The organism is Streptomyces sp. NBC_00659 (assembly GCF_036226925.1).
In the GTDB taxonomy this organism is placed as follows: Bacteria; Actinomycetota; Actinomycetes; order Streptomycetales; family Streptomycetaceae; genus Streptomyces.
Genome location: NZ_CP109031.1, coordinates 8,357,950 through 8,383,044, shown reverse-complemented (window position 1 = coordinate 8,383,044; position 25,095 = coordinate 8,357,950). Strand labels below are relative to the sequence as shown.

Below are 25,095 nucleotides of genomic sequence, written 5' to 3'. Positions count from 1 at the left end.
GCCGAAAGGGGAGTCGCGGTCACCGGGCCGACCGGGTCTCAGGGCGTGATCGTGCCGAGCAGCGCCCGCGCGCACAGGTCCCGCACCTGCTCACGCGTCAGGTCCGCGCCCCGGAGCCATTCAAGGCACACGGCCGTGGTGAAGGCCAGCCACCCGCGGACGGCGATCCGCAGTTCGGGCCGGTCCTCGCAGGACCGGCCGAGCTCGGGATCCGCGGCGAGGGCCGAGAGGATCTGCGCCTCCTGCGCGGCCAGCGCCTGCTGGTAGACCCTGCGCACCGCCTGGTCACCGGCCGCGTCGGCACGGTGGAAGGCACGGAACCCGTGCGCGTGCTCCTCCACGTACCCGAGGAAGGTGTCCAGCCCCGCGCCGAGCTGCTCACGCACCGGGACACCGGGCACCGCCGCGGTCATCCGCAGCATCCGCCCGCTCTCGCGCTCGACCACGGCGGCGAAGAAGTCCCGCTTCGTCGGGAAGTAGTGGTAAAGGAGTCCGCGCGAGACTCCGGCGATCTCGGCGACCTGCTCGATCCAGACGTCGTCGTACGGGCTCTCCGAGAACAGGCCGGCGCCGACCGACAGCAACTGCTCCCGGCGCGCCTCGGTACTGAGCCGACGGCGCCCGCGCTCCCCCTGCTTCCCCGTCATGCCCGCACCTTACTTGACGCCGGTTCAACAACGGGATCAGACTGAACACCGCTATTGAACTCACGTACAACAGACTCAACCTGCCCGAGTCACAAGGGAGATGGCGTCATGGCGGAGACGATGGAGGCGGCGCGGCCCAGGGGGTTCCGCAGCGCGGAACTGGGCTGGCCGGAGCTGCACCGCATCCCGCACCCGCCGCGCCGCGTCCCCCTGGTCGGCGATGTGCTCGGCGCCGGCGTCCGTTCCCCGCTCCAGGACTCCATGAAGTTCGGGAAGCGGCTCGGACCGATCTTCCGGCGCCGGGCCTTCCGCAACGAGATCGTCTTCGTCTGGGGCGCGGACCTCGCCGCCGAACTGGCCGACGAGGCACGGTTCGCGAAACACGTGGGCCTGGGAGTCGCCAACCTCCGTCCGGTCGCCGGCGACGGACTGTTCACCGCCTACAACCACGAGCCCAACTGGCAGCTCGCGCACGACGTCCTCGCCCCCGGTTTCAGCCGCGAGGCCATGGAGGGCTACCACCCGATGATGCTGGCCGTGACCGAGCGGCTGACTGACCACTGGGACCGGGAGCAGGCCGCGGGCCGCGCGGTGGACGTGCCCGGTGACATGACGAAGCTGACCCTGGAGACGATCGCCAGGACAGGCTTCGGCCATGACTTCGCCTCCTTCGAGCGCTCCCGCCCGCACCCCTTCGTGAACGCGATGGTGGGCACGCTGACCTACGCGCAGCGCCTCAACGTCGTCCCGGTCCCGCTGGCACCGCTCCTGCTGCGGGGCGCCTCCCGGCGCAACGCGGCCGACATGGCCTACCTCAACCGGACGGTCGACGCCGTGGTGGCCTCCCGCCGGGCCGGCGGCGAGGGCGACCTGCTCGACCGCATGCTGGAGACGGCACACCCCGAGACCGGGGAGCGGCTCACCCCCGAGAACATCCGCCGCCAGGTCATCACCTTCCTGATCGCCGGGCACGAGACCACCTCGGGCGCCCTGTCCTTCGCCCTGCACTACCTCTCCCGGCACCCGGAGGCCGCCGCCCGCGCGCGTGCCGAGGTCGAACGCGTCTGGGGCGGCACGGACCGGCCGGGCTACGAGCAGGTCGCCAAGCTCCGCTACGTCCGCCGGGTCCTCGACGAGTCGCTGCGCCTGTGGCCGACGGCTCCGGCGTTCGCCCGCGAGGCCCGGGACGACACCCTGCTCGGCGGTGTCCACCCGATGCGGCGGGGGGCGTGGGCGCTGGTCCTGACCGCGATGCTGCACCGCGACCCGCAGGTGTGGGGCGCGGACGCGGAGAGGTTCGACCCGGACCGCTTCGACGCGAAGGCGGTACGGGCCCGGCCCGCGCACACCTTCAAGCCGTTCGGCACCGGGGCGCGCGCCTGCATCGGCCGCCAGTTCGCGCTGCACGAGGCGACGCTGGTCCTCGGACTGCTGCTGCGCCGCTACGACCTGCGGTCCGACCCCGGCTACCGGCTGCGGGTGGCCGAGCGGCTGACCCTGATGCCGGAGGGGCTGCGCCTGCACCTCGAACGGCGCGCGCCGGTCGTGCCGGGGCGGGCGGCGACCCTGGCCGGGACGGCCGAGTGAGGCCCGCGCTCCCGGCCCGGGAGTGTGTCCCGCTCCCGGCCCGGGGGTGTGTCCCGGGGGTGTGTCCCGGCTCCCGGCCCGGGGGTACGTCCGGGCTCCCGGCCCGGGGGTACGTCCGGGCTCTCGGCCCGGGGGTACGTCCCGAGGGTGTGTCCCGGCTCCCGGCCGGGAGGTCCCCCGGCTCGGAAAGTCCCCCTCAGCTGTGAGCGGTCCCGGTCCAGTGGCCGGGGCGGCCGACCGATTCCGGGAGCCGGGTGCCGGCGCTGCCGCGGGCCGCGTCGAGCTGCGGCTGGGTGAGGAAGAGGGCCCCGGTCAGATCGGCGTCGGTGAGGTCGGCGTCCCGGAGGTCGGCGCCGATCAGATCGGCGCCGCGCAGATCCGCCCCGGTCAGATCGGCGGCGATGAGCAGCGCCCCGCGCAGGCTCACACCGCGCAGGTCGGCGCCCTTGAGGCGAGCGCCCATCAGATCCGCGCCACGCCGGTCCTTCCTCCTGCCCCCGCCGGCGCTCGCGCGCATGAGTTCGCTGGCCCGCAGAAGCAGTTCGCCGGCCTTCTGCCGGTGCGGGCCCACATCCAGCGCGGCCAGTTCCTCCGGGGTCTGCCGGGTGAGGCGCTCGGTCGTGGAGATCAGGCGCCGGATGTCGTCGTGCACCGGACGCGCCGCGGGGAGCGTCAAGGCCTCGCTCAGGTACCGGAGCAGTTCGTGGAGGTGGCGCACGACGGGGAACACGTCGAACATCAGCCGGGCACGCTCCTCGGACCCCGAGCGCCAGTCCTCGCCGCCGAAGATCACCTGGGAGACGTGCTGCCCGGCGCCGAAGCAGTCGTAGACCGTGCAGCCCGTGAAGCCCGTCCGCCGCAGCCGGGTGTGGATGCCGCACCGGGAGTCGCTCCGCAGATTCGGGCAGGGCTCGCCCGCGCCCTTGTCGATCGCGAAGTCGGCCGAGCGGGCGAAGGGCAGGGCGACGCAGCACAGCCCGAAACACCGGTCACAGTCGGCTCGCAGTTCGGATCGTGGGTCGGGGGAGGTGCTGCCGTACTCGTGCATGATCTCCAGCCTACTCAGCCCGGACGTGCCCTGAACCGAGCCGACTTGACGTCCCCGACCCGGCGCCGCGTGTTCCTCGCCCTCCCCGTCCGGATGTTCCGCGCCCGCCCCGTCCGGATGTTCCGCGGCGGCACCGGGTATCGAGACCGCCATGGACTCCACAGCGCTCCCCGGCCTCCCCGCCCCTCCCCCGCTGGGCGCGAGCGCCCTGCCCGCCGGGACGTACGACGGCTCGCTCGTGCTGGTCACCGGTGGCGGCACCGGACTCGGGTGGGCGATCGCGGCGGAGTTCGCCCGGCTGGGCGCCGATCTTCTGATCGTCAGCCGCCGTGAGCGGCATCTCGCCCCTGCCCGCGCGGAGTTGGCGAAGCTGGGCACCCGGGTCAGGTCCGCGGTCTGTGACATCCGGGATCCGAAGCGCGTCTCCGAGGTGTTCGACGGATGCGCGCTGCCCGACGTCCTGGTCAACAACGCGGCCGCCAACTTCCCCGTCCCCACCGAGGACATGTCTCCGAACGCCTGGCAGGCCGTCGTCGACATCACCCTCACGGGAACGTTTCTGATGACCCGTGAGTTCGGGCGGCGGCATCTGGCGGCGGGCACGCCCGGGTCGGTCATCGACGTCGGCGCGTCCTACGCCTGGACCGGCGGCCCCGGTTTCGCGCACAGCGCGGCGGCCAAGGCCGGCGTGGAGAGCCTCGTGCGGACCCTGGCCGTCGAGTGGGGACCGTACGGCATCCAGGTCAACGGTCTGGTACCGGGACTGATGCCGCACGAGGACATGACGGAGGACATCCGCGGCAACCTGGCCCGGGCCGCGGCCGGCACGGTCGGCGCGAACGCCGAGGACGACGGCGACGGCCCGGACGGGGACAGTCACGCCCGGGACGAGGTGTCCGACGCGCTCGGCCGGCGGCAGCCGGCCCTGCGTGTCGGCGCACCCCGTGAACTCGGCTGGGCCGCCACCTTCCTCGCGTCTCCCTACGCCCGCTTCATCACCGGTCACACCCTGGTGGTCGACGGCGCCAACTGGCAGCGCAGAGATCTGGTCGCCCCGCCGGTCACGCCGGTGCGGGACCAGCTGGGGCGTGGTCCCTTCACCGGCTGACCGTCACTCCCCCGGCTTCGCCCCACCGAGATCGAGACGGGCGAGCCGCTCGGGGTCGGCCAGGATGTACATCGCGACGATCCGGCCGTCGGCGACGGTGACACCCATGACCGACTGCGGCCGGCCGTCCACGATCGCGACGACACCCGCCTCCCCGTTGACCTGGACGAGCCGCGAACTCGCCGCGAACCGGCGGAAGGCCAGCGCCTGCCCTGCCACCGCCTCGGCGCCGCGCACCAGCTTGGACACGGTCACACCGCCGACCAGCGCGCCGGCGTCGGCGCGCAGCACGACATCGGGATCGAGGACGGCGACGAGCGCCTCGAAGTCCCCGCCGCGTGACGCCGCGAGGAAGGCGTCCAGGACCTCCCGCTGCCGGATGACGTCCCGCTCGGGCTCGGGAGCGGCTCCCTTGACGCGACGGCGTGCCCGGCTGGCGAGCTGACGGGTCGCGGCCGGGTTCCGGCCCACGATGGGCGCGATGTCGTCGAAGGGCACCGCGAACATGTCGTGCAGCACGAACGCGAGCCGCTCGGCGGGCTCCAGGGTCTCCAGGACGACCAGGAGGGCGAGCCCGACCGAATCGGCCAGCAGCACCTCCTGTTCGGGGTCGATCCGGTCCAGGGTGCTGACGACCGGGTCGGGGACGAAGGTGCCGGACGGTTCGAGCGGGTCCTCGCGGCGCGCGGCGCGGGAGCGCAGCATGTCCAGGCACACCCGGCCGGTCACGGTGGTCAGCCAGCCGCCCAGGTTCCTGATCTCGTCCGGGTCGGTGCGGCCGAGCTTCAGCCACGTCTCCTGGACGGCGTCCTCCGCCTCGCTCAGCGATCCCAGCATCCGGTAGGCCACCGCTCGCAGCCGGCCCCGGTGCTCCTCGAACCTGTCCGCGAGAAGTTCACTGTCGTGCATCGGTCCCCCCTGCCTCGTCGTACGCAACAGGGTTCGATCAAAACACGTGGGTCACTTTCCCTCGAAGCGGGGCGCGCGGCGGGCGCCCTTGGCCGCGTACCCCTCTCCCGCGTCGTCGGAGGTGAGGGTGAGCGCGGCCGACAGGGCGGCGCGGTCGAGAGCGGCGGTCAGCGGGGCCTCGGCGTAGGCGTCGATGTCGTGCTTGACGGCCTGCACGGCGAGCGGCGCGTTCGCCGCGATCTCCGCGGCGACGGCTCGGGCCGTCTCGTCCAACGCGGCTTCTTCCGTCACGAGTTGGACGAGGTGCAGGCGTTCGGCCGTCGTCGCGTCCAGCCGTCTGCCTGTCAGCGCGAGGAACTTCGCCCACCCGGCACCCGCCTCGCGGGCGATCCGCAGGTCCCCGCCGGCGTCCACGGCGAGACCCAACTGCGCCTCGGGCAGGGCGAACACGGCGTCGTGGGAGGCGATCCTGATGTCCGCCATCAGCGCGAGCTCGAACCCGAAGCCGAGGCAGTAGCCCTGGACGGCCGCGACGACGGGCTGCGGCAGCCGCGCGAACGCCGCGAAGCGCTCATGGGCCCAGCGGATCCCCTCGTAGTAGGCGCGGGCGCGCTCGGCACCCGAGCGGCCGGTGATCGCGCCGCCGGGGGCACTCACGTCGATCCCCGCGCAGAAGGCACGCCCCTCGGCCCGCAGGAGGACCGCCCGGACCGACGGGTCGAAGCGGATCCGTTCGGCGACCAGGCCGAGTTGGCGTGTGGACTCCCAGCTCCACGCGTTGAGTTTCGCCGGCCTGCACAGGGTGAGGACGCCGATCCCGCCCTCGACGTCGAGCCGGAGCTGTTCCTCGCCCACCGGGATGTCCGTGCGGGTGGTGTCGATCATGCCTGCCCCCTCAAGACTCTGACGGTCCGTCAGAATCCTAGGAGGCGCCGCCTGCCGGATGAAGGGGTCGAGGAACGCCGTTACACGACGAGGGAGTTGTGGATCTCGACCACGGTCGTGTCGAACGGGGGCAGGCCGAGGTCCTGCGCGGCGGGCGCGATGACCTCCGCCTCGAACCGCCGGTAGGCGTCCTCCGACTCCCATACGTCGACGACCTGAAAGCCGCCCGACGCGAGGGGCGCGCCGTAGTGGGCGACGAGCCCGGCGGGCGGTTTCGCGCGGTCCGGGATCACCCGCTCGAAAATGGTGTCGTAGAGCTGCTGGTTCCACGCCGCACTCTGGTTCTGCACCAGAACAGTCATGCCGGTCCCTCGATCCGCAGACGACTTCATGCCGTCTGCGACGCCATGTCCGCGTCCGGTCGTCTGCGACCGGTGACGGACACGGCTGCGCCGTCCGGCGGATCCCGTCGAGGAGGCCGGACGGCGCGGGGTGCGGACCTGTCAGACCTCGTCGCGCGTGAGCGCCAGCAGTCGGTCCAGGACGCGCGGGCCGCCTGCCCGTACTCCGTCGTGCTCGAACTCGTCGGTCACCCAGGTGCGCAGACCCCGGACGGCGCGGGCGGTACGCAGGGAATGGCCGGTGTCGACGTACATGTCGTCGTGGTAGACCGCCGCCGCGACCGGTACCTCGTTCACGGCGAGGCGGGCCGGGTCGTACAGCGGCGCCCAGTCGGTACGGGTGGCCAGTTCCTCGGCGGTGTCGCGCAGTGGGCGCAGCGCGGGGTCGTTCTCGAACATCCAGGGGTGCACGGACTCACCGGTGAACAGCAGCGGTCCGTCGTCCGCGAGCGTCTTGGCCGCGTCGAACTGGGGGAACTCGGCGCGCACCCGCTCGGCGGACCAGGCGGTGGGGCGGCCGCCCTGGGCGTAGCAGGCCTCGTGGACCAGCGCGTACAGGGGGTGGCCCGCGTACGAGAGCAGCCCCTGGACGTCCTCCTGGAAGGCGTCGGAGAGCGCCGGACCCTGCGGGGTGCGGACGAAGGCGTCCTCCAGGAGGTAGTGCAGGCGGTGGCTGCCGTCGCTGCCGCCGAGGAGGATGCCGAGCGACTGGAAGGCCTCGGCGGTCAGGCGGTAGCCGCCGCTCAGCACCGGCTCGTGCTGGAGCAGGTACTCCGCGATTCGGCGGGCGCGCTCGACGTCCTGCGGGTAGCGCGCGTAGTGCGCGGCGACCTTGCGCTCGATGCGCGGGTAGGCGGCGCGGTAGACGTCGTCGGCGTGCCCGTCGAGGGAGGGCAGGCCGCCGGTGATCACGGCCGCGCTCAGGCCCTCGGGGGCGCTGGAGAGGTAGCGCACGCTGCAGAAGCCGCCGAAGCTCTGGCCGAGGACCGTCCAGGGCGCTCCACCGGTGAGTCCGGGCCGGATGGCCTCGCAGTCCCGGACGATGGAGTCGGCGCGGAAGAGCGCGAGGTGGTCGGCCTGCTCGCGGGGGCCGCCGCGCAGCGGCAGCGTCTGCCGGTTGGCGGGCGTGGAGTGTCCGGTGCCGCGCTGGTCGAGCAGCAGGACACGGAAGTCCTTCAGGGCCCGGTCGAGCCAGGCCTGACGGCCGACGAAACGATTCGCCCCGAAGCCGGGGCCGCCCTGGAGGTAAACCATCCACGGCAGATTCTGGTGCGTCTTGTCGCTCGCGACGACCTCGCGGGCGAACAGTTCGATGGTCTCGCCCGCAGGTCGGTCGTGGTCGAGAGGCACGGTGAAGCGGTGGTCGGTGAGGACGACACCGGGCTGGCGGTAGCTGACGGTCAACAGGTCTCCCGAGACGTACGGATTCCAGGCTGCGTCCCAGTTGAGCACATCTCGCCCGGGCTCCGCGGCCGGGGATCGGGAAAATGAACTGAACAGTGACTCAGCAGTCCGGTGACGGGGAACTGAACCGCTGATCAGCGCGCCGCCAGGCTGGAGTGACGCACCACCAGTTCCGGCTGGAGCACGACCCGGCGGTGCTCGTGCGGCGCGGACGTGGCCTCCGCGTCGATCTCCTCCAGGAGCAGCTCGGCCGCGAGGGCGCCCATGGTCACGGCCGGCTGGCGCACGGAGGTGAGCGGGACGGCGGCGGCGGCCGCGAACTCGATGTCGTCGTAGCCGACGATCGCGAGGTCGTCGGGCACACCGACCCCGGCCGCGTACATGGCCTGCAGGAGACCGAGGGCGAGCAGGTCGTTGGCGCAGAAGACGGCGGTGGGCCGTTCGGCGAGGCCGAGGAGCCGGGCGCCGGCGTCGCGCCCCGCTGCCACGTCGAGACGCTCGGTGGGCAGCTCGCGCAGGTTCTCCGGGCCGAGGCCCGCCTCGCGCAGGGCGTGCAGAGCGCCCGTACGGCGGTCCCTCACCTGGCTGAGTCCGGGCGGTCCGCTGACGTACGCGATCGAGCGGTGTCCGGCGTCCACGAGGTGCCGGACAGCCAGCGCGCCCCCCGCCACGTCGTCGACCGAGACCGAGCACTCGGTGGTGCCCTCGGCGACCCGGTCGACCAGGACGAAGGGGATGCCGTTGCGGCGGAAGGCCTCGATGTTGCGTCCGCTCGCGTCGGACGGCGTCAGCAGCACCCCGCGCACCCGCTGCTCGGCGAAGAGCGACAGGTAGTCGGCCTCCTCGCTCGGGGACTGGGCGCTGTTGCAGACCATCACCCCGAGTCCGGCCTCCCGCGCGGCGCGCTCGGCGCCCCGCGCGACGTCCACGAAGAACGGGTTGCCCATGTCGAGGACGAGGAGCCCCATGATCCGGCTGCGCCCGGCCCGGAGCTGGCGTGCGGACTCGCTGCGTACATAGCCGAGCCGGTCGATGGCGGACAGGACGCGTGCCCTCGTCTCGGAGGCCACCGAGTCGGGGCGGTTGATCACGTTCGAGACCGTGCCGACGGAGACTCCGGCGGCACGGGCGACGTCCTTGATACCCACCGACTGGGCCATCAGGCGGGAACCTCCGGGAGAAGAGCGAACAGCGGCGGGCAGGCCCTCACATTACCCGCGAGCGGGCCGCGGACAGCGGTCATGAGGGCAGCCGGAAATCGATGACGTGCAGGGCCGAGGGCGTGGTCCCGCCGGCCTTCTCCTGGTACATCACGGACAGCGTTCCGTCCTGTGGGACGCGTGTCTCGTCGATGACGACCTCGCCGAAGGCGTTCAGGCCGGCGCCGTCGAACAGGAGTTTCCAGTCGGTGTGCCCGGAGGCCTTCGAGGCGCCCGCGATCCGCCCGAACGGCAGGATCGCGTAGGCGTTGTCGTACCGGTCCAGGACCAGTCTGGTGCGCTGGCTGGAGTTCAGGGCGACCGGGATCTCGGTCTTGGTCCAGCCGCCCGAGGAGTTCTTGCGCAGGTGGAAGGCCCGGCCGTTGGCGGTGCGGTCCGTCACGTAGTTGGTGGTGCACTGGCCGAAGCGTCCGGGCACATAGCTGATGATCGCGTGCGGCAGCCCTGCCGAGTCGGTGGCCTGGCTCTCCTGGTTCATCAGGGAGTGGTCGGGGTCGAGGGAGTCGACGACGAGTCCGGCGTCGGTGACGGCGACGGTGCCCGAGGTTCCGGTGGTGCCGACGAGAGTGCCCGCGTCGTTGCGCCAGTTGCGGCCCCGGTCGGTGGAGTAGACGTAGCCGGTGTCGTGGTTGGTGATGCCGCCGGCGTTGCACATCACGGCGGCGTTCTGCTCGCGCCAGGTGAAGAAGGAGTGCAGCCGGCCGTTCACGTCGTAGTCGATCCCGTGCAGGTACATGTTGCGGGCGGTGCTCGACCCGTGCGCGCTGGTGTAGGTCCCGGTGGAGGCGGACCATTCGCCGAGCGCGGTCCAGGACGAACCGTCGTACTCCGCGAGGGCGTTGCGCCCGTTCCCGGAGACGCCGACGCGGTAGCTGAGCTGGAGGCGGCCCTCCGGGGTCGCGACGAACTGCGGATAGGTGAACTGCGTGGTGAGCGCGAGGCCGTCCAGGGAGGTCTGGACGGCCCCGAGGACGGCTGAGGTCCAGGCCGTCGAGGCGGGACTGTCGAGCAGCCCGGCCACCGATCTGACGTAGAAGAAGCCGTCGCTGTGCGAGTCCATGTTCAGGTGCAGCCGGCCGTCGGTCCGGGAGACTCCCATGGAGATGACGTTGTGGGAGTCGTTGCTCTTGAGCTTGTGGCCGAGCGTGATCCTGGACCAGGTGGTGGCGCCGAGCGCACGGCGGGCGACGACCGCACTGCGGTCGGCGGTGTACCAGGCCGCGTACTGGTAGCCACGGTAGGTCAACAGGCCGTTCTTCTGGAACGAGTTGTTGTTGACCAGTCCGTCGTAGGAGACGAAGTAGATTGCCTGGGAATCGAGTTGGGAAGTGCCGGACTGGGTGACGGAGGGGCCGGGAACGGCCGCCCTCGCCGTCTGCGCGGTGAGGGCGGGGCCTGCCACGGCGCCCAGCAGGGCCGTCGTCAGTACGGTGCGTCGTCTCATGTACGGGCTCCTCGATCGGACTGCGGGCGGGTGGGTCGGGGCTGTTCGAGCAAGTCGGTCAGGCTGTTCCGGGCGAGGCGGAACACCCCGGACGTTCACCCGAGGCGGAACACCTCGGGCGTTCACGCGAGGTGGAACACCTCGGTGAGGGGCTTCATGGCCTCGTCGGGTCTGGCGCCGTCCAGCGCGGTGAAGAACGGCGCCATCTCCGTCTGCCAGCGGGCATTGACGTCGGTGGCTTCCATGGCGGCCTGCGCGGCCGCGAAGTCCTCGGTCTCCAGGTAGCCGACCAGCAGGCCGTCCTCGCGCAGGAAGAGCGAGTAGTTGTGCCACCCGGTGGCCGAGAGGGCGTCGAGCATCTCGGGCCACACGGCGGCGTGCCGCTCGCGGTACTCGTCGAGGCGGTCCGCACGGACCTTCAGCAGAAAGCACACACGTTGCATCGATGACCCTCCGGGGCCTGCGAGCCGGACCGGGCGGACCGGGCGGACCGTCACGACGCCGGAGCGTGAGGACGTCGGCGGACCGGCGGCCGGACCGTCAGAAGTTGAACTGGTCGATGTTCTTCGCGTCGAAGACGGTCGGCTTGCCGAGGCTGATCACGCCGTCCTTGCCGATGGTGAACGAGCCCATGTCGCCGGCCTTGAAGGTCTCGCCCTCCTTGCCGGTGATCTGACCCGAGGACAGCGCCACAGCTGTACGGGCGGCCAGCTCGCCGAGCTTGGCCGGGTCCCACAGCTCGAAGCCCTCGACGGTGCCGTTCTTGACGTACTTGCGCATGTCGTTGGGGGTGCCGAGGCCGGTCAGCTTGACCTTGCCCTTGTACTTGGAGCCGGACAGGTACTGGGCGGCCGCCTTGATGCCGACGGTGGTCGGGGAGATGATCCCGGCGAGCTTGGGGTGCTCCTGGAGCAGGCCCTGGGTCTGCTGGAAGGACAGCTGGGCCTCGTCGTTGCCGTAGGCGACCTTGACCAGCTTCACGTCCTTGTACTTGGGGTCCTTCAGCTCCTCCTTCATGAAGTCGATCCAGGTGTTCTGGTTCGTCGCGGTCTGCCCGGCGGACAGGATCGCGATCTCGCCCTTGTAGCCGATCTGCTCCGCGAGCAGCTGCACCTCGGTGCGGCCCAGGTCCTCGGCGCTCGCCTGCGAGACGAAGGCGTTGCGGCAGTCGGCCTTGGTGTCGGAGTCGTAGGTGACGACCTTGATCTTGTTCGTCATGGCCTGCTTGAGCGCGGTGCACAGGGCGCCCGGGTCCTGCGCGGAGACCGCCATCGCGTCGACCTGCTGCTGGGTGAGGGTGTTGACGTAACTCACCTGGCCGCTGGTGTCGGTGGCGCTGCTGGTGCCGACCTCCTTGTACTTCGAGCCCAGTTCGGTCAGCGCCTTCTCGCCGCCCTTGTCCGCGGAGGTGAAGTACGGGTTGTTGACCGCCTTGGGCAGGAAGCCGACCGTGAGCCCCTTCTTGGTGGCCGCGTTCGGGTCCGCCTTGGCACCGGCGGCGGCGTTGGAGCCGCCCGAGTCCTTGACGTCGTTCTTGGTGGTGCCACCGCACGCGGTGACGGCCAGGGCGAGGGAGGTGACGGCGGCGAGCGCCGCGCAGGTGCGGCGGATCGATGACTTGCGCATGGGTGAGGGTTCCTTTACGAGGGTGAGCGGAGCGGGGTTACGGAATCGGAGTCGGGGCGGCGGCTCTGCGGCCCGCCCTCGCCACGGAGATCTGGCGCCCGACCCGGGGGCCGAGCACGGAGACGACGAGCAGGACGCCGGTGACGACGATCTGCGACTGCGCGGAGACGTTGAGGAGGCTCATCACGTTCTGCAGCGAGCCGAGCAGGAAGACTCCCGCTATGGCGCCGCCGAGCGTGCCCCTGCCGCCGTCGAAGTCGATACCGCCGAGCAGGACGGCGGCCACGACGGACAGTTCGAGCCCGGTGGCGTTGTCGTAGCGGGCGCTGGCGTAGTGCAGGGCCCAGAACACGCCGGTCAGGGAGGCCATGAAGCCGGTCGCGACGAACAGCAGCAGTTTCTGCCGCTTGACCCGGATGCCGGCGAACCGGGCGGCCTCCTCGTTGGCACCGGTCGCGAACGCGGAGCGGCCGAAGGGGGTGGCGTGCAGCACGACCACGGCGACGGCGAGCAGCACCAGGAAGAGTGGGAGCGCCTGCGGGACGAAGGTGTCCCCGATCCGTCCGGCCGCGAAGTCCTGGTACTGGGTGGGGAAGTCGGTGACCGCGTCGGAGCCGAGGACGATCTGCGCGATGCCCCGGTAGGCGGCGAGCGTGCCGATGGTGACGGCGAGCGAGGGCAGTCCGAGCCGGGTCACGAGCAGGCCGTTGACGAGCCCGCACACCACACCGAGCACCAGACAGAGCGGGATGATCGTCTCGATCGCCATGCCCTGGTTCCACAGGGCGCCCATCACCGAGCCGGAGAGCCCGGCCGTGGAGGCGACGGACAGGTCGATCTCGCCGGCCACCACGAGCAGGGTCATGGGCAGGGCGATCAGCGCGATCGGCAGGGTGTTGCCGATCAGGAACGACAGGTTGAGGGCGTTGCCGAAGCCGTCCACGAAGGAGAAGGAGAAGAGCAGCAGGACGATGAGGAGGGCGCCGACGACCGTGTCCCAGCGGACGGCGCGCGCGAGAGCGGAGTCAGCCATGGCGGGCGTTCCTCTTCTTCAGGGCGGAGGCCACGCGCAGCGCGACGATCCGGTCGACCGCGATGGCGAGGATGAGCAGGACGCCGTTGATGGCGAGCACCCAGACGGAGCTGACGCCGAGGGCGGGCAGCACGCTGTTGATGGAGGTCAGCAGCAGGGCACCGAGTGCGGCTCCGTAGACGCTGCCGGAGCCGCCGGTGAAGACGACGCCGCCGACCACGACCGCGCTGACGACGGTCAGTTCGTATCCGGTGCCGGTGCCGGAGTCGACGTTGCCGAACCGGGCGAGGTACAGGGCGCCGGCGAGTCCGGCAAGTCCGCCGCAGACGACGTACGCGGTCAGGATGCGCTTCCGGACCGGGATGCCGGCCAGCCGCGCGGCCTCGGGGTTGGAGCCGAGCGCGTAGAGCTCGCGGCCGCTGCCGAAGTGCTTGAGGTAGTACGCGGCGACCACCAGGACGGCCAGGGCGATCAGGGCGAGATACGGGACCGCCGAGATGCCGCCGGAGCCGAAGTCGACGAAGCCGCCGGGGAGATCGGCCGCCGTGATCTGACGGGAGCCGACCCAGATGGAGTCGATGCCGCGGATGATGTAGAGGGTGCCGAGGGTGACGACGAGGGCGGGCACCTGGCCGAGGCTGACGAGCAGGCCGTTGACCAGTCCGCAGCCGACGCCGAGCAGCACCGCGAGCGACACCGCGACGACGGGGTTGCCGCCGCCCTGCAGACAGGTGCCGGCCGCGAAGGCGCTGATGCCGAGGGTCGAGCCGACCGACAGGTCGACGTTGCGGGTGACGACGACCAGGGACTGGCCGGTGGCGACCAGGACGAGGATGGTCGCGTTCAGCAGCAGGTCCTTGACGCCCTGCTCGGAGAGGAACTCGCTGTTGCCCATCTGGGTGACGGCGATCATCACCAGGAAGACGGCCAGGATGGCGAGTTCGCGCATCTTGAAGACGCGGTCCACCAGCCGGGCGCCGCTCGACCTGGGCACCTCGGTGGCGGGGGCGGGCGTGGGCGCGGTCACCGTCATACGGCGGCCCTCCGGGGGATGATCGGGGTCATTCGGGCAGCCCTCTCGATGGCTGTCATGCGGCGGCCCTCCCGGTGGCGGCGGCCATCACGGATTCCTCGGTGGCTTCGGAGCGGGGGATCTCGGCGGTGATCCGGCCCTCGTGCATCACGAGGACGCGGTCGGCCATGCCGAGAATCTCGGGCAGATCGGAGGAGATCATCAGGACGGCCACCCCGTCGGCGGCCAACTCGCTGAGCAGGCGGTGCACTTCGGCCTTGGTGCCGACGTCGATGCCGCGGGTGGGCTCGTCGACGATCAGCACCTTGGGGCCGGTGGCCAGCCACTTGGCGAGGACGACCTTCTGCTGGTTGCCGCCGGAGAGCGTGGCGACGGTGTCGGCGATCCGGGCGTACTTCACCTGGAGCCTGACCGCCCAGTCGAGGGAGCGGCTGCGCTCGGCCCCGCGGTCCATCAGGCCCGCCCTGACCGTCGTACGCAGCCCGGTGAGCCCGATGTTGCGCTCGATGGACATGTCCATCACCAGGCCCTGGGCGCGCCGGTCCTCGGGGACGAGGGCGAGCCCGGCGGCCATGGCGGTGGAGGGGGCGCCGTTCGTCAGCGCGCGGCCGTCCACCTCCACCTCCCCGGCGTCCCAGCGGTCCACGCCGAACACGGAGCGCGCGACCTCGGTGCGGCCCGCGCCGACGAGGCCGGCGAGTCCGACGATCTCGCCGCGCCGGACGTCGAAGGAGACATCGGTGAAGACGCCTTCCCGGGTCAGCCGGCGCACGCTCAGGGCGACTTCGCCCGCCTCGACGTCCTGCTTGGGGTAGAGCTCGTCGAGGTCACGGCCGACCATCCGGCGGACCAGGTCGTCCTCCGTCATGCCCTCCAGCGGCTCGCTGGAGATCAGGGCTCCGTCGCGCAGGGTCGTGACGCGCCCGCAGATCTGGAAGATCTCCTCCAGCCGGTGCGAGATGAACAGCACCGCGGAGCCCTGCTCGCGCAGCGCCCGGACCACGCCGAACAGGCGGGCCACCTCGCTGCCGGTGAGGGCGGCGGTCGGCTCGTCCATGATCAGGACGCGGGCGTCGAAGGAGAGCGCCTTGGCGATCTCGACGATCTGCTGGTCGGCGATGGACAGTCCGCGCGCCGGGCGCTCGGGGTCGAGTTCGACGCCGAGGCGCTTCATGAGGGCCGCGGTCGCCGCGTGGGTGGCCCTGTGGTCGATGCGGCCGAGGGCCCGCCGGGGCTGACGGCCCATGAAGATGTTCTCGGCGATGGAGAGGTCGGGGAAGAGCGTGGGCTCCTGGTAGATCACCGCGATGCCCGCGTCGCGGGCGTCGGCGGGGCCGTGGAAGACGGTGGGTTCGCCGTCCAGCAGCACCTGGCCGGCCTCCGGTCGGTGCACGCCGGCGAGCGTCTTGATGAGGGTCGACTTGCCCGCGCCGTTCTCTCCGGCGAGCGCGTGCACCTCGCCGGGGAACAGTTCCAGGGACACGTCCCGCAGGGCGCGCACGGCGCCGAAGGACTTCGAGATGTCCTTCAGCGCCAGCACCGGGGTCGGTCCCGTGTCGGACGGGTGGGTCATGAGGGGCTCCTCGACGACGCCGGCGGGACGGCCCCCACAGCGTCGTGAAAGGTTTCAATTGGGTTGCCGGGACGTTAGACATGCGACGCAGGTCACGTCAATGGGTTGGTGTCGAAATTCTTCGACTGCCTTGTGTCACAACAGGGTCACGGCAATCGCTCCACGCAGGAGGGGTTGACAGCCCTTCGGGGTGCTCATAGCTTCAGCTACTGAATCGTTTCAGAGGATGTGTTCAGAAGTCCGCTGAACAGCATGGGCGGACGTCCCGCCGAGCGTCCTTCGGGAAGCGCCCCGGGACACCGCCTCGAACGGTCCAGGAAGCCGTCGGACAAGCCGTCCCCCTCGAAGTCGTAGGAGTCCCGAAGTGACCGAGTTCGCCGCGGTGAAGGCCGCTCTCAAGACCCAGGCCGTCGAGACGCCGTCGTGGGCGTACGGGAACTCGGGGACCCGGTTCAAGGTGTTCGCGCAACCGGGCGTGCCCCGGACCCCCCAGGAGAAGCTGGACGACGCCGCCAAGGTGCACGAGTTCACCGGCGCCGCCCCGACCGTCGCCCTGCACATCCCCTGGGACAGGACCGACGACTACGCGGCGCTCGCCAAGCACGCCGAGGAGCGCGGCCTGAAGCTCGGCGCGATCAACTCCAACACCTTCCAGGACGACGACTACCGGCTCGGCTCCGTCTGCCACCCGGACGCGGCGGTGCGCCGCAAGGCCGTCGGACACCTGCTCGAATGCGTCGACATCATGGACGCCACGGGTTCGAAGGACCTGAAGCTGTGGTTCGCCGACGGGACGAACTACCCCGGCCAGGACGACCTCCGCGCACGCCAGGACCGGCTGGCGGAGGCTCTGGCGCAGGTCTACGCGCGACTCGGCGACCACCAGCGGATGCTGCTGGAGTACAAGTTCTTCGAGCCCGCCTTCTACGCGACGGACGTCCCCGACTGGGGCACCGCGTACGCGCACTGCCTCAAGCTCGGCCCCAAGGCGCAGGTCGTGGTCGACACCGGGCACCACGCCCCCGGCACCAACATCGAGTTCATCGTCGCCACGCTGCTGCGCGAGAACAAGCTCGGCGCCTTCGACTTCAACTCCCGCTTCTACGCCGACGACGACCTGATGGTGGGCGCCGCCGACCCCTTCCAGCTCTTCCGGATCATGTACGAGGTGATCCGCGGCGGCGGCTTCACCCCGGACGTCGCCTTCATGCTCGACCAGTGCCACAACATCGAGGCGAAGATCCCGGCGATCATCCGGTCCGTGATGAACGTGCAGGAGGCCACGGCCAAGGCGCTCCTCGTCGACGGTGCCGCGCTCGCCGAGGCTCAGCGGACCGGTGACGTGCTGGCCGCGAACGCTGTGCTGATGGACGCGTACAACACGGACGTACGTCCGCTGCTCGCCGAGGTCCGCGCGGAGCTGGGGCTCGACCCCGACCCGGTGGCCGCGTACCGCCGCTCCGGGTGGGCGGAGCGGATCGCCGCCGAGCGGGTCGGGGGGACCCAGGCGGGGTGGGGGGCCTAGGGGGGCCCTGGCCCCATTCCGGCACCTCCTCCCTCGCCGGGGGCCGCCCCTGCGGGGCCGGAACGTCGGCTCCGGCGCCGCCCTCCGGCCCACGGGGCACGGGGCACGGGACCTGAAGGTCGACGCCCCGCCCTGTCTGTCACGCGGGCCAGGGTCCAGCCCCGTATCGCGTCTGCCCCGCGAGGCCCGTCGCGGGCCTCGGGTCGTCCTGGGCTGATCGCGCGGTTCCCCGCGCCCCTGGCGGGGCGCTCCTCCTCGGTTCGTCCACCAGTGCACCCACACCCTCTCCTTAAGGACCTGGAACATGGCACCCCATCCCGAAGCCGCCGCTCTGCTCGCCCGGTCGCACCGGCTCGGCGCCGATCCCCGCAACACCAACTACGCGGGCGGCAACGCCTCCGCGAAGGGCACCGACACCGACCCCGTGACCGGCGGTGACGTGGAACTGATGTGGGTGAAGGGGTCCGGCGGCGACCTCGGCACCCTCACCGAGTCCGGACTCGCGGTGCTGCGCCTCGACCGGCTGCGCGCGATGACCGAGGTGTACCCGGGCGTCGACCGCGAGGACGAGATGGTGGCCGCGTTCGACTACTGCCTGCACGGCAAGGGCGGCGCCGCGCCGTCCATCGACACGGCGATGCACGGACTCGTCGACTCCCCGCACGTCGACCATCTGCACCCCGACTCGGGGATCGCGCTCGCCTGCGCGGCCGACGGGGAGAAGCTGACCGCCGAGTGCTTCGGCGACCGTGTGGTGTGGGTTCCGTGGCGCCGGCCCGGCTTCCAGCTCGGGCTGGACATCGCGGCGGTCAAGGAGGCCAACCCGGGGGCCGTCGGCTGTGTCCTGGGCGGCCACGGCATCACCGCGTGGGGCGCCACCGCCGAGGAGTGCGAGCGCAACTCGCTGCACATCATCCGCACCGCCGAGGCCTTCCTGGCCGAGCGGGGGAAGGCGGAGCCGTTCGGGCCCGCCGTCGAGGGGTACGAGGCGCTCGACGCGCGGGACCGCCGCGAGCGGGCCGCCGCGCTCGCGCCGCACATCCGGGCCATCGCCTCCCAGGACCGCCCGCAGGTCGGCCACTTCACCGACTCCGAAGAGGTGCTCGACTTCCTCGCCCGCGCCGAGCACTCACGGCTCGCGGCCCTCGGAACCTCGTGCCCGGACCACTTCCTCCGCACCAAGGTCAGGCCGCTCGTGCTCGACCTTCCGCCGGCCGCCTCCCTCGACGAAGCGGTCGCCCGGCTCGCCGAACTGCACGCCGAGTACCGCGTGGAGTACGCCGCCTACTACGAGCGGCACGCGCTGCCCGACTCCCCCGCGATGCGCGGCGCGGACCCGGCGATCGTGCTGGTCCCCGGGGTCGGCATGTTCTCCTTCGGCAAGGACAAGCAGACGGCGCGGGTGGCGGGCGAGTTCTACGTCAACGCGATCAACGTGATGCGCGGTGCCGAGGCCGTCTCGTCGTACGCGCCCATCGAGGAGTCGGAGAAGTTCCGCATCGAGTACTGGGCCCTTGAGGAGGCCAAGCTCCAGCGGATGCCGAAGCCCAAGCCGCTCGCCACCCGCGTCGCCCTGGTGACGGGCGCGGGCAGCGGGATCGGCAGGGCCATCGCCGAGCGGCTGGTGGCCGAGGGCGCGTGTGTCGTGGTCGCCGACCTGAACGCCGAGGGCGCCGAGCGGGTCGCCGCCGAACTGGGCGGTCCCGACAAGGCCGTCGCCGTCGCCGTGGACGTCACCTCCGAGGAGCGGATCGCCGAGGCCTTCCAGGCCGCGGTGCTGGCCTTCGGCGGTGTCGACCTGGTGGTGAACAACGCGGGCATCTCCATCTCCAAGCCGCTCCTGGAGACCACCGCCAAGGACTGGGACCTCCAGCACGACATCATGGCGCGCGGCTCCTTCCTCGTCTCGCGCGAGGCGGCCCGGGTGATGATCGCGCAGAAGCTGGGCGGCGACATCGTCTACATCGCCTCCAAGAACGCGGTCTTCGCCGGCCCGAACAACATCGCCTACTCCGCCACCAAGGCCGACCAGGCCCACCAAGTGCGGCTGCTGGCAGCCGAGTTGGGCGCACACGGCATCAAGGTCAACGGTGTCAACCCGGACGGTGTCGTGCGCGGCTCGGGCATCTTCGCGGGCGGCTGGGGCGCACAGCGGGCGGCGACGTACGGCATCGAGGAGGAGAAGCTCGGCGAGTTCTACGCCCAGCGGACCATCCTCAAGCGGGAGGTGCTGCCGGAGCATGTCGCGGCCGCCGTGTTCGCCCTGACGGGCGGGGACCTGACGCACACCACGGGGCTCCACATCCCGGTCGACGCCGGCGTCGCCGCCGCTTTCCTGCGGTGACGTCGATGAACGCCCCGCACACCTCCGCACCGCGCGCCTCCACCGCGCGCACCGCCCCGGCGCGTGCCTACGCCGCCGTCGACCTCGGCGCGTCCAGCGGGCGCGTCATGGTCGGCCGCGTCGGCCCGGACACCCTCGAACTGACCGAGGCGCACCGCTTCCCGAACCGGCCCGTCCGCGTCCCCGAGGGGCTGCGCTGGGACATCCTCGGGCTGTACGCGGGTGTCCTCGACGGACTGCGCGCGGCCGGGCAGGTCGACTCCGTCGGCATCGACAGCTGGGCGGTGGACTACGGCCTGCTGGACGCCGACGGAGCACTGCTCGGCAACCCGGTGCACTACCGCGACGCCCGCACCGAGGGTGTCGCGGAGAAGGTGTGGGCGAGCGTGCCCGCCGCCGACCTGTACGCGGCCACGGGGCTCCAGTACGCGCCCTTCAACACCCTGTACCAGCTCACGGCGGCCCGCTCTTCCGCCCAACTCGCCTCGGCGGAGCACCTGTTGCTCGTACCCGACCTGCTGGCGTACTGGCTCACGGGTGAGATGGGCACCGAGCTCACCAACGCCTCCACCACGCAGTTGATCGATCCGAGGACCCGCGACTGGTCGTACGGCCTGGCGGAACGACTCGGCATCGACCTGGGGCTGTTCCCGCCGCTGCGCCGTCCCGGCGACCCGGCGGGGACCCTGCTGCCGCGCGTGCTGGAGGAGACCGGAATGGCCGGCCCGGTGCCGGTGACGACGGTCGGTTCGCACGACACGGCCTCGGCGGTGGCCGCCGTTCCCGCGACCGGGGAGCGGTTCGCCTACATCTGCACGGGCACCTGGTCCCTGGCCGGCCTGGAGCTGGACGCCCCCGTCCTCACCGAGGCGAGCCGGGCCGCCAACTTCACCAACGAACTCGGCCTGGACGGCACGGTCCGCTATCTGCGCAACATCATGGGTCTGTGGCTGCTCCAGGAGTGCGTACGGGAGTGGGGCGACCCCGATCTGGGTGAACTCCTCGCGGCCGCCGCCCGGGTGACGCCGCTGCGGTCCGTCGTGGACGCGGGCGACGCGGCGTTCCTCGCGCCGGGCCGGATGCCGTCGCGGATCGCGGAGGCCTGCCGGGCCTCGGGGCAGCCGGTGCCCGGGTCCCGCGCCGAGATCACCCGCTGCATCCTCGACTCCCTCGCGCTCGCGCACCGCCGGGCGATCGAGCGGGCGCAGTCCCTCGCCGGACATCCGGTCGACGTCGTGCACATCGTCGGCGGCGGCACCCGCAACGAGCTGCTGTGCCGGCTCACCGCCGACGCCTGCGGGCTGCCGGTCGTGGCGGGCCCGGCGGAGGCGGCCGCGCTCGGCAACGTCCTCGTCCAGGCGCGGGCGCACGGACTGGTGGGCGACCGTGCCGAGATGCGCGAGCTGGTGGCGCGCACCCAGCCGCTGCGCCGCTACGAGCCGCGGGGCGACACTGCGGCGTGGCGCGCGGCCGAGGCGAGGCTCGGCACACCGTGAGGCACCGAGGATGAAACGCCCATGAAGCGGACACCGCCGCGTACCCTGCAACCGTCCACGACCGACCCCGAGGAGCCGCGATGCGTGTCGCCCTGTTCCTGACCTGTGTCAACGACACGCTGTATCCGGACACCGGCCGCGCCGTGGTGGACCTGCTGACCCGGCTGGGTGTCGACGTCGATTTCCCGATGGGGCAGACCTGTTGCGGCCAGGCGCACTACAACACCGGCTACCGCCATGAGGCCGAGCCGCTCGCCCGGCGGTTCGCCGAGGTGTTCGGGGAGTACGAGGCGATCGTGACGCCGTCCGGATCGTGCGGGGCGATGGTGCGGGAGCTCTATCCGCGGATGGGTGAACGGGCCCGCGCGGAAGGACGCGGCGACACCCTGGCCAGGACACTGGCGCCGGTCGTGCCGAGGACGTACGAGCTGACCGAGTTCCTGGTCGACGTCCTCGGTGTGACGGACGTCGGCGCGTACTACCCGCACACCGTGACCTATCACCCCACCTGTCACGGGCTGCGCGGTCTGGGGCTCGGCGACCGGCCGCTCCGACTGCTCAGGGCCGTCAGGGGACTTGAGCTGCGGGAGCTGCCCGGCGCCGAGGAGTGCTGCGGCTTCGGCGGCACCTTCGCCCTCAAGAACTCCGACGTCTCCGCGGCCATGGGCGCCGACAAGGTACGCAACGCCGAGTCGACGGGCGCCGAGGTGCTGTGTGCCGCGGACAACTCGTGTCTGATGCACATCGGCGGCACGATGAGCCGCCTGAGGACGGGGATGCGGCCCGTGCACATCGCGGAGATCCTGGCGAGCACGGAAGCGGGCAGCGAGGCAGGCACGGAAGCAGGATCGGGCACGGTCGAGGACGCGGGCCCGGAAGCCCGCGAGAACACGAGGACGGCAGAGGAGCCGAGCGCATGAGCGGAACGTTCGTGGGCATGCCGGCCTTCCCGAAGGCGGCGCACGAGGCCGTCAACAACCCGACCCTGCGCGGCAATCTGCGCCACGCCACCCACACCATCCGCACCAAGCGCGCCAAGGCCGTCGCCGAGGTCTCCGACTGGGCGGAACTGCGCGAGGCCGGCAAGCGGATCAAGGATCACACGCTCCGCCATCTCGACGGCTATCTGGTGCGGTTGGAGGAGTCGGTGACCGCGGCCGGTGGAGTCGTGCACTGGGCCGCCGACGCCGAGGAGGCCAACCGGATCGTCACGGAACTGGTCAGGGCCACCGGCGAGCGCGAGGTCGTCAAGGTCAAATCGATGGCCACGCAGGAGATCGGGCTCAACGAGGCGCTGGAGGCCGCGGGCATCCACGCGTACGAGACCGATCTCGCCGAACTCATCGTGCAGTTGGGCAAGGACCGGCCGTCGCACATCCTCGTCCCGGCGATCCACCGCAATCGGGGCGAGATCCGGGACATCTTCGTCCGCGAGATGGGCGCCTGGGGCCGGGCCGCGCCCGAGGGACTCACCGACTCCCCCGCCGAACTGGCCGAGGCGGCGCGCCTGCATCTGCGCGAGAAGTTCCTGCGCGCCAAGGTCGGCATCTCCGGCGCCAACTTCATGGTCGCCGAGACCGGCACCCTGGTCGTCGTGGAATCGGAGGGCAACGGCCGGATGTGCCTGACGCTCCCCGAGACCCTGATCTCGGTCGTGGGCATCGAGAAGATCGTTCCGACCTGGCGGGACCTGGAGGTGTTCCTGCAGACGCTCCCCCGCTCCTCGACGGCCGAGCGCATGAACCCGTACACCTCGATGTGGACGGGCACGACGGACGGGGACGGTCCGCGGGCCTTCCATCTGGTCCTGCTGGACAACGGCCGCACCGACACGCTCGCCGACGAGGTCGGACGCCAGGCGCTGCGCTGCATCCGCTGCTCGGCGTGTCTCAACGTCTGCCCGGTGTACGAGCGGGCGGGCGGCCACGCCTACGGCTCGGTCTACCCGGGCCCGATCGGCGCGATCCTCAGCCCCCAGCTCCGGGGCACCGCGTCCGAGATCGACGCCTCCCTGCCGTACGCCTCCTCGCTGTGCGGCGCCTGCTACGAGGTCTGTCCGGTCGCGATCGACATCCCCGAAGTCCTCGTCCATCTGCGGGAGAGGATCGCGCAGGGCGGGCGGGCGACCCGGGACGGCAACACGGTCGTACTGAAGCCGGCCAAGGGACACGCCGCCGAGCGGGCGGCGATGAGGGCGGCGCGCTGGGCGTTCAGCCACCCCGGCGCACTGGGCGCCGGGCAGCGGCTGGCGTCCCGGACCCGCCGCTTCCACCCGCGGACCCTGCCGGGCCCCGGCCGGGCGTGGAGCGGGACCCGTGATCTGCCCACGGTCCCGGCGGAGCCGTTCCGCGAGTGGTGGCAGCGTACGCGCGGCGGAAAGGACACGACGAAGTGAGCAGCAGGGATCTGATCCTCGGCCGGGTGCGCCGGGCCCTCGCGGACGTCCCCCGGGACGGCACTCCCCCCGTGCCCGAACAGTCTGGGAGGGACCTCCGGTACGAGCAGGCCGTCGACCGGAGTTATCTGCGCGAGCACGGTGCGCGGAGCCTCGCGGAGACGGTGGACCTCCTCGCGGAGAACCTCGCGGACTACCGGGCGGTCGTGCACCGCGCCACCGAGGAGGAACTGCCGTACGTCGTCATGCGGTTGCTCGCCGAACGCGGGCCCCAGTACGTGCTCGTTCCGCCGGGACTACCGCCGGAGTGGATGTCGGCGGCGGATCCCACGCGGGTCCACGACCGTGCCGTGAGCACGCCCGGCGAGCTCGACAAGGTGACGAGCGTGGTGACCGGCTGCGCCCTCGCCATCGCCGAGACCGGCACGATCGTCCTCGACGGCGGCCCGGACCAGGGCCGCCGCCGGATCACCCTGATCCCGGACCACCACATCTGCGTCGTCCGGGTCCCCGGCCAGGTGGTGGCCTCCGTCCCCCAGGCCATGGAACGCCTGGACCCGACACGCCCGTTGACCTGGATCTCGGGCCCGTCCGCCACCAGTGACATCGAACTGGACCGGGTGGAGGGGGTGCACGGTCCGCGCACCCTGGAGGTGGTGCTGGTCGGGGAAGTGTGACGGACGAGCCGCGCCGCAGCACGGCGAACCCCTCGCGACCTCCTTTCGTATCACCGGGATCACGGGGCTGACCAGGCATTCCGTCGGGCCGTTCAGGTTGTGTTCAGGCTCGCCGTGGCGCCTGGCAAGTCCTGCTCCGGAAGCGTCCGAGCCATGGCAAAGACCCCTGTGGCAGGGGCTGCCGGGCATCGCAGACATCGGTCAGGCAGAGGTCGACTTCGAAGCCGTGATCAGGTCGCCGGAAGTCCTGACGCAAGTACGGCACGTACTGCCCGGCCTCACATGGTGGGCGGCGGCCGGAGAGGAGCACGGTTCGTCGGAGGCCGGCGACAACCCTGCGGGCTGTCTGCCGATCCGAGTTTTCGACTGGTGTCGTCCGCTGGACCGTGCCGAGCCCTTCATCGCCGCTCTGGGGGCCGATCCCGCGGCTGTTCGGTGGGATCTGGACGCATGGCCCGCGGTTCCCGAAGCGGGACTGGAAGCGATCTCGCAGAAGTACGCGTACCTCACGCTCACCGTGAATTCCCGGGACCTCTACCAGGACGAGCCGTCGCACGTCCGGGACCGGAACGGCGACCAGACCGCCCGCGCCCATTGGCTCGCCGATCAAGTGGGTGGCCGGTTCACCGGCAGGGTGGAGTTGGCACCTCTGTAACCCTCGGCAGACAAAACAGGACCGCCGTCTCCATCTGCCTCTGCCACTTGACCGGCCGGACAAGTCCTATCACTGACCTTTTCGG

At 71.4% G+C, this 25,095-nt stretch carries 22 protein-coding genes; 9 read left to right on the top strand and 13 right to left on the bottom strand.

What is annotated here, in order from left to right; genetic code table 11:
* Positions 1-38: 38 nt before the first annotated feature.
* Entirely contained in the window at positions 39-647 is a 609-nt protein-coding gene (locus OG410_RS36545; protein ID WP_329303065.1) for a TetR/AcrR family transcriptional regulator, read from the bottom strand.
* Positions 648-755: 108 nt separating this feature from the next.
* Here OG410_RS36545 and OG410_RS36540 point away from each other — a divergent pair, with 108 nt between their 5' ends.
* A complete protein-coding gene (locus OG410_RS36540) occupies positions 756-2,234 on the top strand; it encodes a cytochrome P450 (protein ID WP_329303064.1) in 1,479 nt (492 codons plus the stop codon).
* 196 nt (positions 2,235-2,430) lie between these two features.
* Here OG410_RS36540 and OG410_RS36535 read toward each other — a convergent pair whose 3' ends face one another.
* Positions 2,431-3,282 (bottom strand): pentapeptide repeat-containing protein, encoded by an 852-nt coding sequence (locus OG410_RS36535; RefSeq protein ID WP_329303063.1) that lies wholly within the window; start codon positions 3,280-3,282, stop codon positions 2,431-2,433.
* Positions 3,283-3,433: 151 nt separating this feature from the next.
* Here OG410_RS36535 and OG410_RS36530 point away from each other — a divergent pair, with 151 nt between their 5' ends.
* Positions 3,434-4,390 carry an SDR family oxidoreductase gene (locus tag OG410_RS36530; protein WP_329303062.1) on the top strand — a complete coding sequence of 319 codons (957 nt, stop codon included), beginning with the start codon at positions 3,434-3,436 and terminating at the stop codon, positions 4,388-4,390.
* A gap of 3 nt (positions 4,391-4,393) precedes the next feature.
* Here OG410_RS36530 and sigJ read toward each other — a convergent pair whose 3' ends face one another.
* The 11 genes from sigJ to OG410_RS36475 all read right to left on the bottom strand — a co-directional run bounded on the left by sigJ (position 4,394) and on the right by OG410_RS36475 (position 15,918).
* Complete coding sequence (gene sigJ, locus OG410_RS36525) at positions 4,394-5,299, bottom strand: RNA polymerase sigma factor SigJ (RefSeq protein ID WP_329303061.1); 906 nt, start codon at positions 5,297-5,299, stop codon at positions 4,394-4,396.
* A gap of 51 nt (positions 5,300-5,350) precedes the next feature.
* Entirely contained in the window at positions 5,351-6,184 is an 834-nt protein-coding gene (locus OG410_RS36520) for an enoyl-CoA hydratase/isomerase family protein (protein ID WP_329303060.1), read from the bottom strand.
* A gap of 80 nt (positions 6,185-6,264) precedes the next feature.
* Positions 6,265-6,546, bottom strand: a complete 282-nt coding sequence (locus OG410_RS36515; RefSeq protein WP_329303059.1) for a hypothetical protein — start codon at positions 6,544-6,546, stop codon at positions 6,265-6,267.
* 141 nt (positions 6,547-6,687) lie between these two features.
* Positions 6,688-8,037: an alpha/beta fold hydrolase gene (locus tag OG410_RS36510; RefSeq protein WP_329303058.1), complete on the bottom strand. Its 1,350-nt coding sequence runs from the start codon at positions 8,035-8,037 to the stop codon at positions 6,688-6,690.
* Between the two features lie 86 nt (positions 8,038-8,123).
* Positions 8,124-9,149: a LacI family DNA-binding transcriptional regulator gene (locus tag OG410_RS36505; protein ID WP_329303057.1), complete on the bottom strand. Its 1,026-nt coding sequence runs from the start codon at positions 9,147-9,149 to the stop codon at positions 8,124-8,126.
* Between the two features lie 79 nt (positions 9,150-9,228).
* On the bottom strand, positions 9,229-10,653 hold the full coding sequence (locus OG410_RS36500) for a BNR repeat-containing protein (protein ID WP_329303056.1): 1,425 nt from the start codon (positions 10,651-10,653) through the stop codon (positions 9,229-9,231).
* Between the two features lie 122 nt (positions 10,654-10,775).
* Entirely contained in the window at positions 10,776-11,096 is a 321-nt protein-coding gene (locus OG410_RS36495) for an L-rhamnose mutarotase (RefSeq protein WP_329303055.1), read from the bottom strand.
* Positions 11,097-11,193: 97 nt separating this feature from the next.
* A complete protein-coding gene (gene rhaS, locus OG410_RS36490; protein WP_329303054.1) occupies positions 11,194-12,279 on the bottom strand; it encodes a rhamnose ABC transporter substrate-binding protein in 1,086 nt (361 codons plus the stop codon).
* A 37-nt stretch (positions 12,280-12,316) separates the two neighbouring features.
* Complete coding sequence (locus tag OG410_RS36485) at positions 12,317-13,312, bottom strand: ABC transporter permease (protein WP_329303053.1); 996 nt, start codon at positions 13,310-13,312, stop codon at positions 12,317-12,319.
* A complete protein-coding gene (locus OG410_RS36480) occupies positions 13,305-14,345 on the bottom strand; it encodes an ABC transporter permease (protein ID WP_329303052.1) in 1,041 nt (346 codons plus the stop codon). The genes OG410_RS36485 and OG410_RS36480 overlap by 8 nt, the downstream gene beginning before the upstream one ends.
* Positions 14,346-14,400: 55 nt before the next feature.
* Positions 14,401-15,918, bottom strand: coding sequence for a sugar ABC transporter ATP-binding protein (locus tag OG410_RS36475; RefSeq protein ID WP_329303051.1), 1,518 nt, complete (start codon positions 15,916-15,918; stop codon positions 14,401-14,403).
* Between the two features lie 364 nt (positions 15,919-16,282).
* On the opposite strand from OG410_RS36475, the gene rhaI reads away from it, so the two are divergent.
* The 7 genes from rhaI (at position 16,283) to OG410_RS36440 (ending at position 25,010) form a co-directional block, all read left to right on the top strand.
* Positions 16,283-17,443, top strand: coding sequence for an L-rhamnose isomerase (gene rhaI, locus OG410_RS36470; RefSeq protein ID WP_329303050.1), 1,161 nt, complete (start codon positions 16,283-16,285; stop codon positions 17,441-17,443).
* Between the two features lie 304 nt (positions 17,444-17,747).
* The gene (locus OG410_RS36465; protein ID WP_329303049.1) at positions 17,748-19,787 is read left to right on the top strand and encodes a bifunctional aldolase/short-chain dehydrogenase; all 2,040 of its coding nucleotides are present in this window, start codon (positions 17,748-17,750) and stop codon (positions 19,785-19,787) included.
* Between the two features lie 5 nt (positions 19,788-19,792).
* Positions 19,793-21,283: a rhamnulokinase gene (locus tag OG410_RS36460; RefSeq protein WP_329303048.1), complete on the top strand. Its 1,491-nt coding sequence runs from the start codon at positions 19,793-19,795 to the stop codon at positions 21,281-21,283.
* A gap of 80 nt (positions 21,284-21,363) precedes the next feature.
* Positions 21,364-22,203, top strand: coding sequence for a (Fe-S)-binding protein (locus OG410_RS36455; protein ID WP_329303047.1), 840 nt, complete (start codon positions 21,364-21,366; stop codon positions 22,201-22,203).
* Positions 22,200-23,678: a LutB/LldF family L-lactate oxidation iron-sulfur protein gene (locus OG410_RS36450; protein ID WP_329303046.1), complete on the top strand. Its 1,479-nt coding sequence runs from the start codon at positions 22,200-22,202 to the stop codon at positions 23,676-23,678. The genes OG410_RS36455 and OG410_RS36450 overlap by 4 nt, the downstream gene beginning before the upstream one ends.
* Positions 23,675-24,355: a LutC/YkgG family protein gene (locus OG410_RS36445; protein WP_329303045.1), complete on the top strand. Its 681-nt coding sequence runs from the start codon at positions 23,675-23,677 to the stop codon at positions 24,353-24,355. The genes OG410_RS36450 and OG410_RS36445 overlap by 4 nt, the downstream gene beginning before the upstream one ends.
* Positions 24,356-24,581: 226 nt before the next feature.
* Complete coding sequence (locus tag OG410_RS36440; RefSeq protein ID WP_329303044.1) at positions 24,582-25,010, top strand: hypothetical protein; 429 nt, start codon at positions 24,582-24,584, stop codon at positions 25,008-25,010.
* The last annotated feature ends 85 nt before the right edge of the window (positions 25,011-25,095 follow it).

Coding starts and splice junctions, on each gene's coding strand:
- rhaS (WP_329303054.1), bottom strand. CDS start 12,279: ATGCGCAAGTCATCGATCCGCCGCACCTGCGCGGCGCTCGCCGCCGTC.
- OG410_RS36505 (WP_329303057.1), bottom strand. CDS start 9,149: ATGGCCCAGTCGGTGGGTATCAAGGACGTCGCCCGTGCCGCCGGAGTC.
- OG410_RS36545 (WP_329303065.1), bottom strand. CDS start 647: ATGACGGGGAAGCAGGGGGAGCGCGGGCGCCGTCGGCTCAGTACCGAG.
- OG410_RS36455 (WP_329303047.1), top strand. CDS start 21,364: ATGCGTGTCGCCCTGTTCCTGACCTGTGTCAACGACACGCTGTATCCG.
- OG410_RS36500 (WP_329303056.1), bottom strand. CDS start 10,653: ATGAGACGACGCACCGTACTGACGACGGCCCTGCTGGGCGCCGTGGCA.
- OG410_RS36520 (WP_329303060.1), bottom strand. CDS start 6,184: ATGATCGACACCACCCGCACGGACATCCCGGTGGGCGAGGAACAGCTC.
- OG410_RS36460 (WP_329303048.1), top strand. CDS start 19,793: ATGAACGCCCCGCACACCTCCGCACCGCGCGCCTCCACCGCGCGCACC.
- OG410_RS36480 (WP_329303052.1), bottom strand. CDS start 14,345: ATGACGGTGACCGCGCCCACGCCCGCCCCCGCCACCGAGGTGCCCAGG.
- OG410_RS36530 (WP_329303062.1), top strand. CDS start 3,434: ATGGACTCCACAGCGCTCCCCGGCCTCCCCGCCCCTCCCCCGCTGGGC.
- OG410_RS36515 (WP_329303059.1), bottom strand. CDS start 6,546: ATGACTGTTCTGGTGCAGAACCAGAGTGCGGCGTGGAACCAGCAGCTC.
- OG410_RS36540 (WP_329303064.1), top strand. CDS start 756: ATGGCGGAGACGATGGAGGCGGCGCGGCCCAGGGGGTTCCGCAGCGCG.
- OG410_RS36475 (WP_329303051.1), bottom strand. CDS start 15,918: ATGACCCACCCGTCCGACACGGGACCGACCCCGGTGCTGGCGCTGAAG.
- sigJ (WP_329303061.1), bottom strand. CDS start 5,299: ATGCACGACAGTGAACTTCTCGCGGACAGGTTCGAGGAGCACCGGGGC.
- OG410_RS36535 (WP_329303063.1), bottom strand. CDS start 3,282: ATGCACGAGTACGGCAGCACCTCCCCCGACCCACGATCCGAACTGCGA.
- OG410_RS36495 (WP_329303055.1), bottom strand. CDS start 11,096: ATGCAACGTGTGTGCTTTCTGCTGAAGGTCCGTGCGGACCGCCTCGAC.
- OG410_RS36450 (WP_329303046.1), top strand. CDS start 22,200: ATGAGCGGAACGTTCGTGGGCATGCCGGCCTTCCCGAAGGCGGCGCAC.
- OG410_RS36485 (WP_329303053.1), bottom strand. CDS start 13,312: ATGGCTGACTCCGCTCTCGCGCGCGCCGTCCGCTGGGACACGGTCGTC.
- OG410_RS36465 (WP_329303049.1), top strand. CDS start 17,748: ATGGCACCCCATCCCGAAGCCGCCGCTCTGCTCGCCCGGTCGCACCGG.